The 14,268-nt window shown below is 70.9% G+C and carries 12 protein-coding genes; 6 read left to right on the top strand and 6 right to left on the bottom strand.

Annotated elements, in window-relative coordinates; genetic code table 11:
- Positions 1 to 142: 142 nt before the first annotated feature.
- The 5 genes from YWW_RS31645 to YWW_RS31640 all read left to right on the top strand — a co-directional run bounded on the left by YWW_RS31645 (position 143) and on the right by YWW_RS31640 (position 5,643).
- Complete coding sequence (locus YWW_RS31645) at positions 143 to 991, top strand: polyphosphate polymerase domain-containing protein (protein WP_051326053.1); 849 nt, start codon at positions 143 to 145, stop codon at positions 989 to 991.
- Between the two features lie 16 nt (positions 992 to 1,007).
- The gene (locus YWW_RS0119425; protein ID WP_026931412.1) at positions 1,008 to 1,691 is read left to right on the top strand and encodes a DUF4956 domain-containing protein; all 684 of its coding nucleotides are present in this window, start codon (positions 1,008 to 1,010) and stop codon (positions 1,689 to 1,691) included.
- Positions 1,692 to 1,693: 2 nt separating this feature from the next.
- On the top strand, positions 1,694 to 3,217 hold the full coding sequence (locus tag YWW_RS0119420; RefSeq protein WP_026931411.1) for a CotH kinase family protein: 1,524 nt from the start codon (positions 1,694 to 1,696) through the stop codon (positions 3,215 to 3,217).
- Positions 3,218 to 3,385: 168 nt separating this feature from the next.
- The gene (locus YWW_RS0119415; RefSeq protein WP_026931410.1) at positions 3,386 to 4,096 is read left to right on the top strand and encodes a response regulator transcription factor; all 711 of its coding nucleotides are present in this window, start codon (positions 3,386 to 3,388) and stop codon (positions 4,094 to 4,096) included.
- A gap of 47 nt (positions 4,097 to 4,143) precedes the next feature.
- On the top strand, positions 4,144 to 5,643 hold the full coding sequence (locus YWW_RS31640; RefSeq protein ID WP_081687593.1) for a sensor histidine kinase: 1,500 nt from the start codon (positions 4,144 to 4,146) through the stop codon (positions 5,641 to 5,643).
- Here YWW_RS31640 and YWW_RS0119405 read toward each other — a convergent pair.
- From YWW_RS0119405 to YWW_RS34335, 4 genes are all read right to left on the bottom strand, one after another.
- On the bottom strand, positions 5,573 to 6,337 hold the full coding sequence (locus YWW_RS0119405; RefSeq protein WP_026931409.1) for a hypothetical protein: 765 nt from the start codon (positions 6,335 to 6,337) through the stop codon (positions 5,573 to 5,575). The genes YWW_RS31640 and YWW_RS0119405 overlap by 71 nt on opposite strands.
- Positions 6,338 to 6,428: 91 nt before the next feature.
- A complete protein-coding gene (locus YWW_RS0119400; RefSeq protein ID WP_081687592.1) occupies positions 6,429 to 7,238 on the bottom strand; it encodes a nucleotidyltransferase domain-containing protein in 810 nt (269 codons plus the stop codon).
- A 67-nt stretch (positions 7,239 to 7,305) separates the two neighbouring features.
- Positions 7,306 to 7,965, bottom strand: coding sequence for a phosphotransferase (locus YWW_RS31635; RefSeq protein WP_035701036.1), 660 nt, complete (start codon positions 7,963 to 7,965; stop codon positions 7,306 to 7,308).
- 20 nt (positions 7,966 to 7,985) lie between these two features.
- Positions 7,986 to 8,312 (bottom strand): MoaF-related domain-containing protein, encoded by a 327-nt coding sequence (locus YWW_RS34335; RefSeq protein ID WP_051326052.1) that lies wholly within the window; start codon positions 8,310 to 8,312, stop codon positions 7,986 to 7,988.
- A gap of 263 nt (positions 8,313 to 8,575) precedes the next feature.
- Here YWW_RS34335 and YWW_RS0119385 point away from each other — a divergent pair, with 263 nt between their 5' ends.
- Positions 8,576 to 11,872 (top strand): phosphodiester glycosidase family protein, encoded by a 3,297-nt coding sequence (locus tag YWW_RS0119385; RefSeq protein WP_155830276.1) that lies wholly within the window; start codon positions 8,576 to 8,578, stop codon positions 11,870 to 11,872.
- A 36-nt stretch (positions 11,873 to 11,908) separates the two neighbouring features.
- Here the strand turns inward: YWW_RS0119385 and YWW_RS0119380 are convergent, their stop codons facing one another.
- On the bottom strand, positions 11,909 to 12,409 hold the full coding sequence (locus YWW_RS0119380; RefSeq protein WP_211228622.1) for a GNAT family N-acetyltransferase: 501 nt from the start codon (positions 12,407 to 12,409) through the stop codon (positions 11,909 to 11,911).
- 92 nt (positions 12,410 to 12,501) lie between these two features.
- Positions 12,502 to 14,190: a DUF2264 domain-containing protein gene (locus tag YWW_RS31625; RefSeq protein ID WP_155830275.1), complete on the bottom strand. Its 1,689-nt coding sequence runs from the start codon at positions 14,188 to 14,190 to the stop codon at positions 12,502 to 12,504.
- Positions 14,191 to 14,268: the final 78 nt, after the last annotated feature.

Genomic DNA, 14,268 nt, shown 5'->3' with positions numbered 1-14,268 from the left:
CTCCGGCACGCGAGGGGGTGGGGCGCGGCCCACCGGCGTGCTCGGGCGGGCGCCGCTTTGAGGTGGTTTTGAGTTCATCGGGAGTTCACTTCCAACCGCCGCCGTTTGACTCGTCGACGTTTCCGACAACGAAGGAGCGTCGATGAACCGACCCAGCGAAGAGGACGCCGGGCACCTGCGCCGCACCGCAGGCGCACTGCATTCGTTCAACAGATTCGAGATCAAGTACCTGCTCCCCTACGGGCAGGTGCCCCGGCTGCGCGAGGAGCTGCGCTCGCGCATGAAGGCCGACCCCTACTCCGCCCGCGGCGGGTACCCGGTGTGCAGCCTCTACTACGACTCGGCCTCGCTGCGCTACTACTGGGAGAAGATCGAGGGCCTGCGCTTCCGCCGCAAGCTCCGCATCCGCAACTACGGCGAGCGGCACGCCCTGAGCGACGAGACTCCGGTGTTCATCGAGATCAAGCAGCGGGTCAACCGGGTGACGCAGAAACGCCGCGTCCGCGTGCCGTACCGCTTGGCCCGCGAGCTGTGCGACGAGGGCGTCATGATCGACCACGAGCGGGATCAGCGGCCGTTCCTCGAGGAGGTCCTCGGCCTGGTCGAGGGGCACGGGCTGCGGCCGACGGCGATCACCGCCTACAACCGCGAGGCCTACCTCGGCTACGACGCCGACCTGGGGTTGCGGGTGACCGTCGACCACCGGGTCCGTGGACGCGACCGCGACTTCCACCTCGGCGCCGAGGTCGAGAACCGGCTGATCATCCCGCCGGGCAAGGCCGTCGTCGAGATCAAGGCCAACGAGCGGGTGCCGTACTGGATCACCGACCTGGCCGCGCGGCTGGGCATGGCGGTCGTGCGCGTCTCGAAGTACTGCCAGACCGTCGAAGCCTTCGACCGGGCGCCCCGCTCCTTGTTCCACGTGCCCGTGGAGGACGACTACGCCGTCCGATCCAAGCCCGAAGGCGCGCCGGCGCCGTCACTCCGATAGAAAGCAACCGCCGTTCATGGATTTCCTCAACAGCTTCAACGACCTCACCGGTGAATTCTCCTACCTCGACATCGCGATCTCGCTGTCGCTCTCGTTCGTGCTGAGCTGCGCGATCGGCATCGTCTACCGCAGGACCCACCGCAACGTCTCCTACAGCCAGTCCTATGTGCAGACCATGATCGTCATGGGCGTGATCATCGCGGTGATCATGCTGATCATCGGCTCGAACGTGGCGCGCGCGTTCGCCCTGGTCGGCGCCCTGTCGATCATCCGGTTCCGCAACGCGCTCAAGGAGACGCGCGATGTCGGCTACATCTTCCTGGTGATGGGCGTGGGCATGGCCTGCGGCACCCGCTTCTACACCCTCGCGGTCATCGCGACCGTGTTCGTGTGCCTGGCGCTGCTGATCATGCACCGCTTCGACTGGTTCCACCACTCGGTCCAGCGCCAAGTGGTCAAGGTGCAGACGCCGGCGCACGAGGACATGGCCGACGACATCGACGACGTGCTGATCCGCCACACCGACGAGTACGAGCAGGTGAGCATCGAGACGATCAGAGGCGGGGCGCTGACCGAGGCGACGTACACGGTCAAGCTCAAATCCGGGCGCAAACCGGCCGACCTGCTCGACCATCTGCGCACGGTCACGCAGGGACAGCAGGTGACGGTGCTGACCGGCTACGACCAGACGGACCTGTAGCCGTGGCCGCCAGAGCGATCCGCCACCGCATACCGGTGAGCCTCCGGCACCGCTGGAGGCTCGTCGCGGGCTCGGTCGGCCTCATCGCGGCCCTCATCCTCGTCGTCGGCTCGCTGCGGGTCACGGCCCTGGTGTACTCCGACGCGGCCGAGGGCTTCACGGTGAACTGGGACGTCCAGGGCACCGTGGACCTGTTCGACACGTCGGTGGCGCACGAGATCTCCCTCGAGTACGACGAGGACGACTACCGGGAGATGGCCGAGACCTTCGAGGACACCGGCGAGAAGGAGTGGATCAAGGCCGACATCACCATCGACGGGGTGACCATCGCCGACGTCGGCATCCGCTTGAAGGGCAACTCGACGCTCCAAGGACTCGGCGGCGGCGGGGAGCAGCCCGGTGGGGAACAGGGCGGGGACCGGCCGCCGGGCGGCGGCCAGGACGGCGGGCAGCCTCCCGCCGGCGGCCAAGGGGGAGAGCAGGGCGGCGGCGGGCAAGAGGGCGGCATCCGGATCGGCGCGCCGGATCTTTCGCTCAGCTTCGACGAGCCTGAGGCGCTGCCGTGGCTGGTCGACTTCTCCAAGTACGTCGACGGGCAGGTCTACCAGGGCAATCGGCAGATCAGCCTGCGAGTCGAATCGGCGAGGGAGGACGCCGTGCTGACCGAGGCCGTCGCCGCCGAGGCGGTCGAGGCCAGCGGGCAGCCGTCGTACGACTGGACCTACTCGACGGTGTCGGTCAACGGATCCGACGCGGTGACCCGCAGGGTCGTCGACATCATGGACGTGACCTGGGTGCAGGAGGAGTTCGGTGCGGACGACGGCGTGCTCTACAAGGGCAGCGCCGGCCAGGACTTCGCCTACCAGGGCGAGGACCCGGACGACTACGAGGACGACTTCAAGCAGGTCAACATGGAGGGAGCGGCCGACATGCGGCCGATCGTCGACTTCCTCCAGTGGTATGACTCCGCCGACGACGAGACCTTCGCCGCCGAGTTGGACGAGTGGTTCGACATCGAGTCCCTCGCCTCCTATGTCGCATTGCAGAACCTGCTCGTCAACGGCGACGACATGGGCGGGCCGGGCAGCAACTACTACCTGTGGCACGACTTCGAGACCGGCCTGTTCTCGGTCATCGCCTGGGATCTCGACCTGGTGCTGCAGAACGCCGACCTCGCTCCCGAGGAGCTGCCCTCGATGATGCGCACCTACGGGCCGGGAGGAGAGGCGCCGCCCGAGGGCGCCGAGATTCCGGAGGACGCGGTGATCATGGGGCCGGGAGACATGGGCGGCCTCGAGTTCAAGGAGCGGTTCCTCGACGTCGGCGCGTTCGACGAGGCCTATATGCAGGCGTACGACGAGTTCTACGAGCGGATCTACGCCGGCGGCGCGGCGCTCGAGGCCGTCGAGACGGCGGCGTCGGCCGCGGAGCTCAACGGCGCCGACGGCGTCGCCGAATCGGTCGAGTCGCTGACGGCGATCATCCAGGACCGCACCGCCTTCCTGGAAGCGGCGCTGGCGAAGTGAGCCGCTCGTCGGGGCGCGGCGCCGCGCCCCGACGAGCGGAGGCGGCGGCGCCCGCTCGCCGCGGGCGCCGCCGTCTGCGAAGCGCGGATTCTCAAGGTTTCCCGATGTTCCTCTCAGAACCGGCTCGGAGGTGCCGGATATCACTGGGGTGTACGAGGAGGAGCCCCAGTGAGCGATTCGCCCCAACGCAAGGACCGGATCCTGGTCGTCGACGACGAGGAGAACATCGGCGCCCTGATGTCCGCCACGCTGCGACTGACCGGCTTCGAGGTCGAGGTCGCCGACAGCGCCGCCGCGTGCCTGCGGGTGGCGGGGCGGTTCTCCCCCGACCTGGTGATCCTCGACGTGATGCTGCCCGACATGGACGGCTTCGAGGTCGCGGGGCGGCTCAAGGCCGCCGGCCACGAGGTGCCGATGCTGTTCCTGACCGCCCGCCACACCGTACGCGACCGGATCACCGGGCTCACCGTCGGCGCCGACGACTACGTCGCCAAGCCCTTCGACCTCGAAGAGGTCGTGCTGCGGGTGCAGGCGATCCTGCGCCGCGCCCGGGCGGGCGTCGCCTCCGAGGAGCGGGTGCTGCGCTACGCCGACCTGCGGCTCGACGAGGACGTCCACGAGGTGAGCCGCGCGGGCAGGCCGATCGAGCTCTCGCCCACCGAGTTCCGGCTGCTGCGATACCTGATGGTCAACGCGGGCCGCGTGGTCAGCAAGGACCAGATCCTCGACCGGGTGTGGAACTACGACTTCGGCGGCAACGGCCGCATCGTCGAATCCTATGTGTACTACCTGCGCAAGAAGGTCGACACCGTGGAACCGCCGCTGATCCAGACCGTCCGCGGCTTCGGCTACACGCTCAGGCTCCCCAGGCCGCGGTAGTGAGGGCCCCCGTGCGGCGGTGGCGGCACTGGACGGTCCGGTCCAGGATGGTCCTCACGATCGTCGCGCTGTGCGCCATGGCGCTGGCGGCCGCCATCCTCACCGCCACCGTCCTGCTCCAGCGCGTCCTGACCGACCGGATCGACGACAAGCTGCTCGGGGCCCCCAAGGTCATCGTCGAGCTGCCCCGCTCCCAGCCGCCGCCCGACGAGGAGCCCGTGCGGCGGGAGACGACCGCCGACCTGCCATACGTCTACTCGTACGACGCCGAGAGCCGGCTGGTGCGCGCCTTCGGCGGCAGGGAGGCCGATCCTCCGGCCCTGACGGGCCTGGGCGATCTGGCCGAGCGCACCGGCACGACCTTCACCGTCGAGGACGAGGACGGCGGCGACTGGCGCGTCCTGGTCCAGGAGTCCCCCGACGGCTACCTCGTCATGGCCCTCTCGGCCGAGCACGTCCGGGCCGCCGCGGAAAGCCTGCTGCTCATCGGCGGAGGCGTCACCGTGGCCATCCTCGCGCTGCTGGCCGTCGTCGCCTCCCGGGTGGTCGGGATCGGGCTGCACCCGCTCGACCGCATGACGTCCACCGCCGCCGCGATCGCGGCCGGGCGCCTCGACGAGCGCGTGGCCGACACCGACCCCCACACCGAGACCGGCCGCCTCGGGCTGGCGCTGAACACCATGCTCTCCCGGCTCCAGGCCGCCCTTGAGGACCGCGCGGCCTCGGAGGACCGGCTGCGGCAGTTCCTCGCCGACGCCTCGCACGAACTGCGCACGCCGTTGACCTCGGTCAAGGGTTTCGCGCAGCTCTACCGGCGCGGCGGCGCCCCGCCCGGGCCGGCGCTCGACGAGACCGTCGGCCGCATCGAGGCCGAGGCCGGGCGCATGGGGCTCCTGCTGGACGACCTGATGCTCCTGGCCTCGCTCGACCGGCGGCGTCCCTTCGGGAGCGCCCCGGTCGACCTCCTCGGCGTCGCCGCCGATGTGATCGGCGACGCGCACCTGCGCGAACCCGGCCGCTTCGTCGCGCTCGAGTCCCTGGACGGCGGCGAGGAGCCGCTCGAGGCGCTCGAGGTCACCGGCGACGAGTCCAGGCTCCGCCAGGTCGTCACCAACCTGGTGTCGAACGCCTTGCGGCACACCCCGCCCGAGGCCGAGATCACCGTGCGCCTCGGGTGGGGCGCCCAGTCGGGGCCGCCGTGCCTGGCGCAGGTGGGCGAGGCGCCGCCGCGGCCCGCCGCGGTGGTCGAGGTCGCCGACACCGGCCCTGGCGTGGACGCCGAGCACGCCGAGGCCGTCTTCGAGCGGCTCTACCGGGTCGATCGGGGTCGCCCCCGGGCCGCGGACGGCGGCGGTTCGGGCCTGGGTCTGTCGATCGTCGCGGCGATCGTCACCGGCCACGGCGGATGCGTGCGTCTGGCCGAGACTCCCGGCGGCGGGGCGACGTTCCGGGTGCTGCTGCCGCGCGCGAACCGGCTCAGGCCGCTTTCGCCTCCTCGATCCGCAGCCGGGTCCACTCGCGTCTCGCGACCGGATCGTCTCGTATGAGCATCATCCACCCAGTGCCGACGACGCTCTGCCGGATGAGGTAGCCGCCGGCCGCCTCGGGGCCGAAGACGTCTTCGGCGGGCAGGACGTCGCGGCCGCCGTGCCGTTTCGACACCTCCTTGTCGGTCCGCACGTCGCTCTGGACGGCGGCGAACCAGTCGGTGAACGCCCGGCGGATGCGGGCGGCCCGCTCCCCGTCGAGGCGCGCGTCGATCCCGATGACGGTCCGGTCCCAGCCGTCGCTGCCGGGGACCTTGAAGCGGGTCGCGAAGACCTCGCAGACGACGCCGCGATCGAGGCTCGCCTCGTAGAGCGCGCGGGTCTCGCCGGGGTGGTCGCGCTTGTCCTTCAGATAGGTCCGCGGGGCGGTGACGAGCAGGGACCAGGCGCCGACGACCAGTGATACCACCCAGTGCCACTTCATGAGGTTGAGGACGACGGCGTCGAAGCCGTCGAGACCCTCGGGCAGCTCGGGCATGAGCGAGGCCACCACGATGGCGTACACCAGCAGGCCGACGCCCAGGAAGACGAAGAGCAGGGCCGACAGGAGAGCGGCTTCGCGGGGCGCGACGCGGCGGGCGAAGTCGTCGAAGCCCGAGACGTCGGGCGCGGGCGGGCGGTGCTGGGCGGAGGTGCCGGCCGATGCGGCCCAGACGGCGTCGGGGCCGCCCGGCCAGGGCTTGGCGGGGCGCATCGGCCCATTATGCGCTCGCGCCGCCGCGCCGGAGCATTCCACGTTCGACGGCCGCGGCATCGCGCGGACCGCGACGCGGCGACCCCGCCTCCTAGAAGCCGTGGTGGTCTCGCCAGTGGCGCCGGTGGGCCTCGATCGACCACACCGAGATCCGGTCCGTGTCCGGTTCGGCGGGCAGCACCGCGGAGCCGGATTCCAGCGACTCCACCAAGCGGTTCCGCACGGCCCGGATCTGGTCGAGGGCGTCGTCCATGGTGGCGACGCCGCCGGTCTTGAGGCGGCGCACGTGCTCGCGCTCGGCCTCGGGCATCGGCAATGTCAGCCGGCCGTGCTCGGCGATCTCGAGGCCCTGGTAGGCCAGGCGGAGCGCATGGGAGGCGTACTTGACGTCGTAGCCGTACCGCTCGACCAGCTCGGGCCGGTTCGGGACCTTGCCCCCTCGCGCGTGCCCGAGCATGCGGTCGATCTGGCCGTCGAGGTAGCCGACGAAGCGCCGCGCCGCCCGCTGCGACAGGAACGCGGAACCGAGCCCCCGCAGTTCGTCGCCCAGCTCGGTCGAGGCGTAGACCGATGCGGCCGGGGCGAACAGCGGCAGCAGGACGGTCGGGTTGCCGCCGGTCGCGAGCCGCAGGTATTTGCGCAGCGAGTACATGACCAGGTCGGTGTCGCCGTGCCCGGAGCGGTGCCCTTCAGGCCGGGTGCGCCACACGTAGTGGTCCATCGGTCCGGCCGTGCCGATGACGCATGCGGGCGGCTCGATGAACACGCCCATCTCGTCGTGGTCGTCGGTGCCGGCGATGGCGATGCCGTGCAGGCCCGATCCGACCTCGGTGCGCAGGATCTCCCCGCCGCGCGCGATCGCCGGGTCGCCGTGCTCGGTGTGGGTCTCGGTGTCGGTCACGCCGTAAGCCTGCCAGCGGTGGGCGTCGGAGGCCAGCGAGTTCTCCGCGACCGCCCGAAGGGGGCGGTCAGGCGAGTTCGTTCAGGGCCCTGTCGATCTCGGACTCGTCGATGTTCGGGTCGGCCCGGCGGTAGCGGATCGCTTCGGCCAGTGCCGCTTCGGTGGCGGCCTCGCGCAGTCTCGGGAGCGTCCCGGTTCGCAGCGACTCGATCCGCTCGGCCGGGAGACCGTATGCGGCGAGGTCGACGCCGACGAGGATCACCCAGGAGACCGCGAGGTCGAACGCGGGGGCCCCGGCCGCCGCGTTGGCCCAGTCGACCAGGTGGGGACCGGCTTCGGTGAGGATCACGTTCTCCGGGTGGAGGTCCAGGTGCAGCACGCGGGCCGGGCCGTCGCCGGTGAGGTCGACGCCGCGGGAGGCGGAGGGGAGCCACGGCGGCGCGTCGATCCGGTGCAGGCGCTCGTGCAGTCCGAGCAGGACGTCCGCCGTCTCAGCGGGGGCGACCCGCCCGGCGAGCATCTCGGCGGCCAGCGTCGGCCCGTGCAGGCGCTCCATCACCAGATCGCCGCCCCGGGCGTCGAAGACCTCGGGGGCCGGGAAGCCCTCCCGGCGCAGCAGGCGCATGAGCCGTGCCTCGCCCTCGGTGTCGAATCCACTGCGGCGCAGCACTCGGTCCGCGTCGAGCGCGAACACCCGGGAGGCGCGTCCGGCGCCGATCAGCTCCATGCCATGAGCCTAACCGGGCGCTATTCGACCTCTCGGAAGGTGCCGGTGTGCACCTCGCCGGTTCGGCCGCCGCCGTCGTCGATGGACCAGAAGCCGGTGACCGTGCCGGTGTTGAAGTCCATCACGTGGGCGACCGCGGTCCCCGAGAGCTCGTTCCAGCCGATCAGGTAGACCCCGCGGGACACCTCCCCGACGTGCAGCCCGACCTCTTCGGAGCCTCCCTCGGAGGCACCGTCGACCTCCTCGTAGTGGAGCGTGTTGCCTTCGGCCCCATAGGTGTTGTGGAAGACGATCCCATTGTCCAGGCGGAGTTCGAAGGTCTTCCCCGCGAACGCGAAGTCGCTCATGCCCGCTTCCCTCCTCGAATGCGCCCGAATCGGCGCGGCGGGCCTCCATCCTAAGTTTTCGGCGGCGCGGGGACCGGCGATTCACCGCTCACGCCCGCGGCGTCCCTCTGGCGTCAAGATCGAGTTCGCCCGGAGTTAGAAGTTTATTTTCACGTTTACGTCTTTTCACGTAGGGGATTTTCAGGCATCGTGTGTGGAAGCGCCGAATCACGGCCGGGGTCCGCGGGCGCCGGCCGAAGACCCACGGAGACAAGGCCCTCACCATGCGAACCGCACCCTGGATCCTCGCGACCGCGACACTGCTCACCACCGCCCTCATCGCGCCCTCGGCCGCGGCGCAGGATGCGGCCACGGACGCCATCCAGGTCGACGGCGACACCCGGACCCTCGCCCCCGGCGTCGAACTCGAGTCCTTCGACCGCTGGGAGGACCAGGGCTGGCTGCGCGCCGACGCGGTCACCGTCGACCTCACCGCCGACGTCCGGCCCGAGTACCTCTCGCCCGGCTCCGTCTCGGACGCCTCCACGGTCCGCGAGCAGACCGAGGGCCATGAGGACGTCGTCCTCGCCGTCAACGCCGACTTCTTCGACATCAACGACACCGGCGGGCCCCAGGGAGCCGCCATCGAGGGCGGCGAGCTCGTCAAATCCGCCGACACCGGGACCTCCCACGCCGTCGCCTTCGACGCCGACGGCCGCGGCTCGATCCGGTCGATCGGCTTCACCGGCACCGCCACCACGGCCTCGGGCACCCTCGACCTCCACGGCCTCAACACCACCGCGATCCCCGCCGACGGCATCGGCGCCTACACGCCCGCCTGGGGAGCCGACAGCCGCGCCCGCGTCGCCGAAGGCGCCGCCGAACTCCTCGAAGTCACCATTGTGGACGGAATTGTCACCGCCGTGGACGACACCCCCGACGAGGGCGCGATCCCCGAAGGCGCCATCGCCCTCGTCGGCCGCGAAGCCGGAGCGAGCGCCCTCGCCGCACTCGCGGTCGGCGACACCGTCCAGGTCGAGTACGCCCCCGTCGTCGACGGAGCCGTCCCCGACCTCGCCGTCTCCGGCCGCCAAGTCCTCATCGAGGACGGCGAGACCGTCCCCCACGAGGACCAGAGCCGCCACCCCCGCACCGCCGTCGGATTCTCCGAGGACGGACGGACCATGTACCTGGTGACCTTCGACGGCCGCCAGGCCGCCAGCGGCGGCTACACGCTCGACGAGGTCGCCGCCGAACTCCGCGCGATGGGCGCCCACAGCGCCCTGAACCTCGACGGCGGCGGCTCCTCCACCATGCTCGCCCGCTCCTCCGGCACCGACGAGCTGATCACCGTCAACAGCCCCTCCGACGGCAACGAGCGCGAGGTCGGCAACGGCCTGGCCCTCACCGTCCCCGCGGGCGACGGCGAAGCCGCCGGCTTCGCCGTCGAACCCCTCGCGCCGTTCGCCCCCGGCTCGATCGACCCCCACGACTACGGCCGGGTCTTCCCCGGTCTGAGCCGCCCGCTCTCGGCCACGCCCTACGACGCCTCCTTCGCCCCCGCCGAGGCGACCCCCTACTGGCGCACGGGCTCGATCCGGTCCGGCCACGTCGACGGGGACGCGGTCTTCCACGCCGGACACCGCTCCGGGACCGTCACCGTGACCGCGGCGTCCGGACGGGCCTCCGGCTCGACCGAGATGACCGTGCTCGGCCCGCTCGCCGAGATCGAGCCCTCCCAGCGGCTCCTCTCCCTGCCCGACGGCGACGCCACCGCGGCGTTCCAGCTCATCGGCTCCGACGCCGACGGCTTCACCGCCCCCGTCGACCCGGCCGACATCGAGCTCGAATACGACCCGGACGTGATCGCCGTCGAAGCCGACGGCCGCGGCGGCTTCACCGTCTCGGCCGCGACCGACAGCGGATCGACCGTCGTGGACCTCACCGTCGACGGCCACAGCACGACACTGGCCGTCACCATCGGGCTCACCGAGCAGCCCGTCGCCGACTTCTCCGACGCCGAGCAGTGGACCTTCACCGCCGCCCGCGCCACCGGCTCGGTCGCCCCCGCCGACGGCCACGACGGCGACGGCCTCGCCATGGCCTACGACTTCACCCAGTCCACCGCCACCCGCGCCGCCTACGCCTGGCCCCCGGCGAGCATCGAGGTCGACGGGCAGCCGCAGCGCTTCGGCATGTGGATCAAGGCGCAGGGCAACGGCGAATGGCCCTCGCTGCACCTCAAGGACGCCGAGGGAACCGACGTCGTCCTGCGCGGCGACCACCTCACCTGGGAAGGCTGGCGCTGGGTCGAATTCGAAGTGCCCCAAGGCACCCAGTACCCGCTCTCGGTGTACCGCCTCTACGTCGCCGAGACCGCGCCCGACGCCTCCTACAACGGCGAGATCGCCATCAGCGGCCTCGTCTCCTACGTCGCGCCCGACGTCGAACTGCCCGACCCCGAGACCCGGCCCGACCCGCTGATCGCCGACGACCTCGACGGCGCCGACTGGACCTTCGCGGTCATGTCCGACGCCCAGTTCGTCGCCGAGGACCCCGACAGCCCCATCGTCGAATCGGCCCGGCGCACCCTGCGCGAGATCAAGGACTCCGGCGCCGACTTGCTGATCGTCAACGGCGACCTGGTCGACGAATGCGAGAGCGAGGACCTCGCACTGGCCGAGCAGGTCCTCGACGAAGAGCTCGGCGACGCGATGGACTGGGTCTACGTCCCCGGCAACCACGAGGTCATGGGCTGCGACATCGAGGACTGGTCGGCGACGTTCGGACCCGCGTACCAGACCTTCGACCACGGCGGCACCCGCTTCGTCACGCTCGACACCTCGCGGCTGACGATCGCCGGCGGCGGCTTCGAGCAGATCACGATGCTGCGGGAGGCGCTCGACGGGGCCGCCGAGGACCCGGACATCCACTCGGTGGCCGTGGTGGCCCACGTGCCGCCGCACGACAGCAGCCCGCAGCAGGCCAGCCAGCTGGGCGACCGACTCGAAGCCGCCGTCCTCGAGCGGTGGCTCGGCGAGTTCGAGACCGGCACCGGCAAAGAGTCGGTCTACATCGGCGCGCACGCGGGGTACTTCGCCGCCGACCACATCGACGGCGTGGCCTACTGGGTGAACGGCAACTCCGGGAAGGCCCCGCACGGCTCCGCCGAGGACGGCGGCTTCATCGGCTGGACCGAGTTCGGCGTCAACGAGGAGGCCGACCGCTCCTGGCCGTGGGCCCCCGAGGAGCAGTGGCTCGCGGCGCAGGTCCGCCCCCAGGTCGACGAGCTGGCGCTGGACTCGCCGACGAGCGTCTCGCCCGGAGAGACGGTCCAGATCGGAGCGGAACTGACCCAGGGCGACGCGGTACTGCCGGTCGGCTACCCGATGAGCGTCGAGTGGAGCGGATCGGACGAGCTCTGCATCGGATCGAAGCCTCCCGGCCCGCTCCAGTGGTGGCTGTGCGACGCCTGGTTCGACCCCGACACGAACGAGCTGCTGGCGTGGCGGCACGGGACGGTCGAGCTGACGGTGAGCGTCAACGGCGTGGAGGCCTCGCGGACGATCAGCGTCGAATAGGCGGCCGCCGCATCGCCCGCGGGGCGGCGCGGTCGCTCAGGACCCGAGCGACTTCAGCGCCGGCCCCGCCAGGCGGTAGACGGTCCAATCGTCCATCGGGACGGCGCCGAGGGACTCGTAGAACGCGATCGAAGGCGCGTTCCAGTCGAGCACCGCCCATTCGAACCGCGCGTAGCCGCGTTCGACGCACAGCCGGGCGAGCGCGCGCAGCAGCGCCGCCCCGTAGCCGCGGCCGCGCGAGGCGGGGTCGACATAGAGGTCTTCGAGGTAGATCCCGTGCTTGCCCGTCCAGGTCGAGAAGTTGAGGAACCAGACGGCGATGCCGACGATCCGCCCATCGGACTCGACGACATGCGCGAAGACCGCTGGGTTCGGTCCGAACAGCGCGGCGTCGAGGTCTTCGACGGTCGTCTCGACCGCATCGGGCTCCCGCTCGTATTCGGCGAGGTCGACGATCCGTTGCAGGATCTCCGGCAGATCGCGGCGCTCGGCGCGGCGCAGAATCGCTCCGTCCGGCAGGTCAGTGTGCTCGCTCATCGCGCACGAGTCTACGGCGGGCGTTGCGGTGCGGGGCAGGGCCGTCGGCGCATCGGCGCTCGGTCTCGCGGGGTCGTGACCGAGGCTTATACCTAGTTGCCGATATATATCAGTGATTTCAGGACGTGTCGACCCGGTTCGATGACGCCGCGCAGGACCGGCAGCACAGTCCCCGGCCAGTACAGGTGTGTGCCGGGCATCGGCGCGATCACTTGGGCCTCACGCGATCCGGTGCTGTCGATGATCTCGCTGCGCAGCCCCTGGCAGGTCACGCGGGCCTGGGAGTCCTCGATCTCGGCCTCATGGCCGTCGCGTGGGACGCACCAGCCGCCTTCGCCGGTGTGGAGGGTCCGCTCGGTCTCGATGACGTGGACGCGGGCGTGCCAGCCGTCCACGGCCGCCTCCAGCGAGGTCGTGATCGTGACGTCCTCCCACGGCTGCCATGTCACGGTGAGGACGCCGCCGTCGTCGACGGTGCTTTCTTCGGAGTCTTCGCGGCCCCGCCAGTGGCGGCCATCCTCGGAGAGCACGAGCGCGCCGTCCGGGGCGGCGGCCTCCAGACCGGGCCCGGCGATCGCATGCGAGAACCCCGCGAGCGTCGAATAGGCGAACTTGCCGTANCTCGCCTGGCCGCCGCGCATCTTCTCGCGCCAGGCCTGGCCGTTGAGCCGCGTGACATTGCCGCCGCGGTCGCGGATGTGGACGGCGCGGGCGGCCTTGTGCGGCTCGACGCCGGGCTCGGGGACGGTCGGCTCGGCCGTCCAGAAGGGGTGGTCGGCCCCGGCGAGGAGCCCGGTGAACAGCTTCATCGCCCACCACGGCGATCCGGCGGTCAGGTACTGCTCGACCACCGCGTCGTTGGGGTAGGCGTAGCCGACCGTGAGCCGCCCTTCGGGATCGAGGATCGGCTTGTCCCACCACCACGCCAGATGACGGCGCGCGAACCCCGCCGCCTCACCCCACGACACCGCCTCCACATTCGCCGCCGCCAACGCACCCCACAACGACCCCTGCGCGAAGCGATACCCCAGACTCCGGCCGTACGGCACCCCGGCACCATCGGCGGCGAACCACGAACCGAACCGCCGCGCGAAGGCCGCCGCCGGCTCGACGAACCGCTCGTCACCGCACAGTTTGTAGTGCAGCAGCGCATAGGTGTGAAAGGCGAACGGGTTGTAGTAGTCGACCCTGCCGCCCGGACCGTCCTCGAAGACGCAGTCGCCCAGAAGGAACTCCCCCATCCGCTCCAGGTGCGCGTCCGCGACCGACCGGTCGCGGACAACACCGATCCGATCCAGCCCGTGCCCGGCGAACACCGGGAAATAATGCCAGTTGCTGTCGACCACACCGGTGGTGTAGGCCGTTCCGAGCCAGGCGGCGACCTTGTCCTTGACGGCGGGCCCGAGCGGGTCCCAGAGCTTGTCGGGCGCGAGCGCGAGGCCCCAGCCGACCGCGGCGGACTCCACGCAGCGCTGATTGGCGTAGTCCACGTCCCCGATGTACCACTCGTCGTCGGGGTCGAGCGCGCGCCCGAGCGTCTCGGCGAGCGACGCCCACAGCTCGTCGGGAACGGCCTCTTTGGCAGGGGACAGACCCCACAGCGGCCGCGTCAACAGCTCGAACCAGTTCTCCTCGTGCGAATGATTCGACATCGTCACCGGCATCGCCGCCGGCCCTTCGGCGGCCAGCTCGACGGCAGGCCGCCCGATCACCAGCGCCGCGGCGCTCCAACCGGCGTGGGACTGCTCCAGTGGTCCGTGGATTCGCAATGGGGAGGTCACGTCGGCAAACGTTACCTGAGGCTCCCTGCCGCGCGGAAGCCCTTCCGGGAGGCGTTCCGCGGGTGAATTCCGCAGGGC

The organism is Glycomyces tenuis DSM 44171, from assembly GCF_000427885.1.
GTDB classification, from domain to species: Bacteria; Actinomycetota; Actinomycetes; order Mycobacteriales; family Micromonosporaceae; genus Glycomyces; species Glycomyces tenuis.
Note: the sequence above shows the minus strand (reverse complement) of the source record. Positions and strands in the feature narration are given on the sequence as shown.

Bases quoted from the DNA above. Each gene is read 5' to 3' on its own strand.
- YWW_RS31645 (WP_051326053.1), top strand. From the start codon at position 143: ATGAACCGACCCAGCGAAGAGGACGCCGGGCACCTGCGCCGCACCGCA.
- YWW_RS0119425 (WP_026931412.1), top strand. From the start codon at position 1,008: ATGGATTTCCTCAACAGCTTCAACGACCTCACCGGTGAATTCTCCTAC.
- YWW_RS31640 (WP_081687593.1), top strand. From the start codon at position 4,144: ATGGTCCTCACGATCGTCGCGCTGTGCGCCATGGCGCTGGCGGCCGCC.
- YWW_RS0119405 (WP_026931409.1), bottom strand. From the start codon at position 6,337: ATGCGCCCCGCCAAGCCCTGGCCGGGCGGCCCCGACGCCGTCTGGGCC.
- YWW_RS31635 (WP_035701036.1), bottom strand. From the start codon at position 7,965: ATGGAGCTGATCGGCGCCGGACGCGCCTCCCGGGTGTTCGCGCTCGAC.
- YWW_RS34335 (WP_051326052.1), bottom strand. From the start codon at position 8,312: ATGAGCGACTTCGCGTTCGCGGGGAAGACCTTCGAACTCCGCCTGGAC.
- YWW_RS0119385 (WP_155830276.1), top strand. From the start codon at position 8,576: ATGCGAACCGCACCCTGGATCCTCGCGACCGCGACACTGCTCACCACC.
- YWW_RS0119380 (WP_211228622.1), bottom strand. From the start codon at position 12,409: ATGAGCGAGCACACTGACCTGCCGGACGGAGCGATTCTGCGCCGCGCC.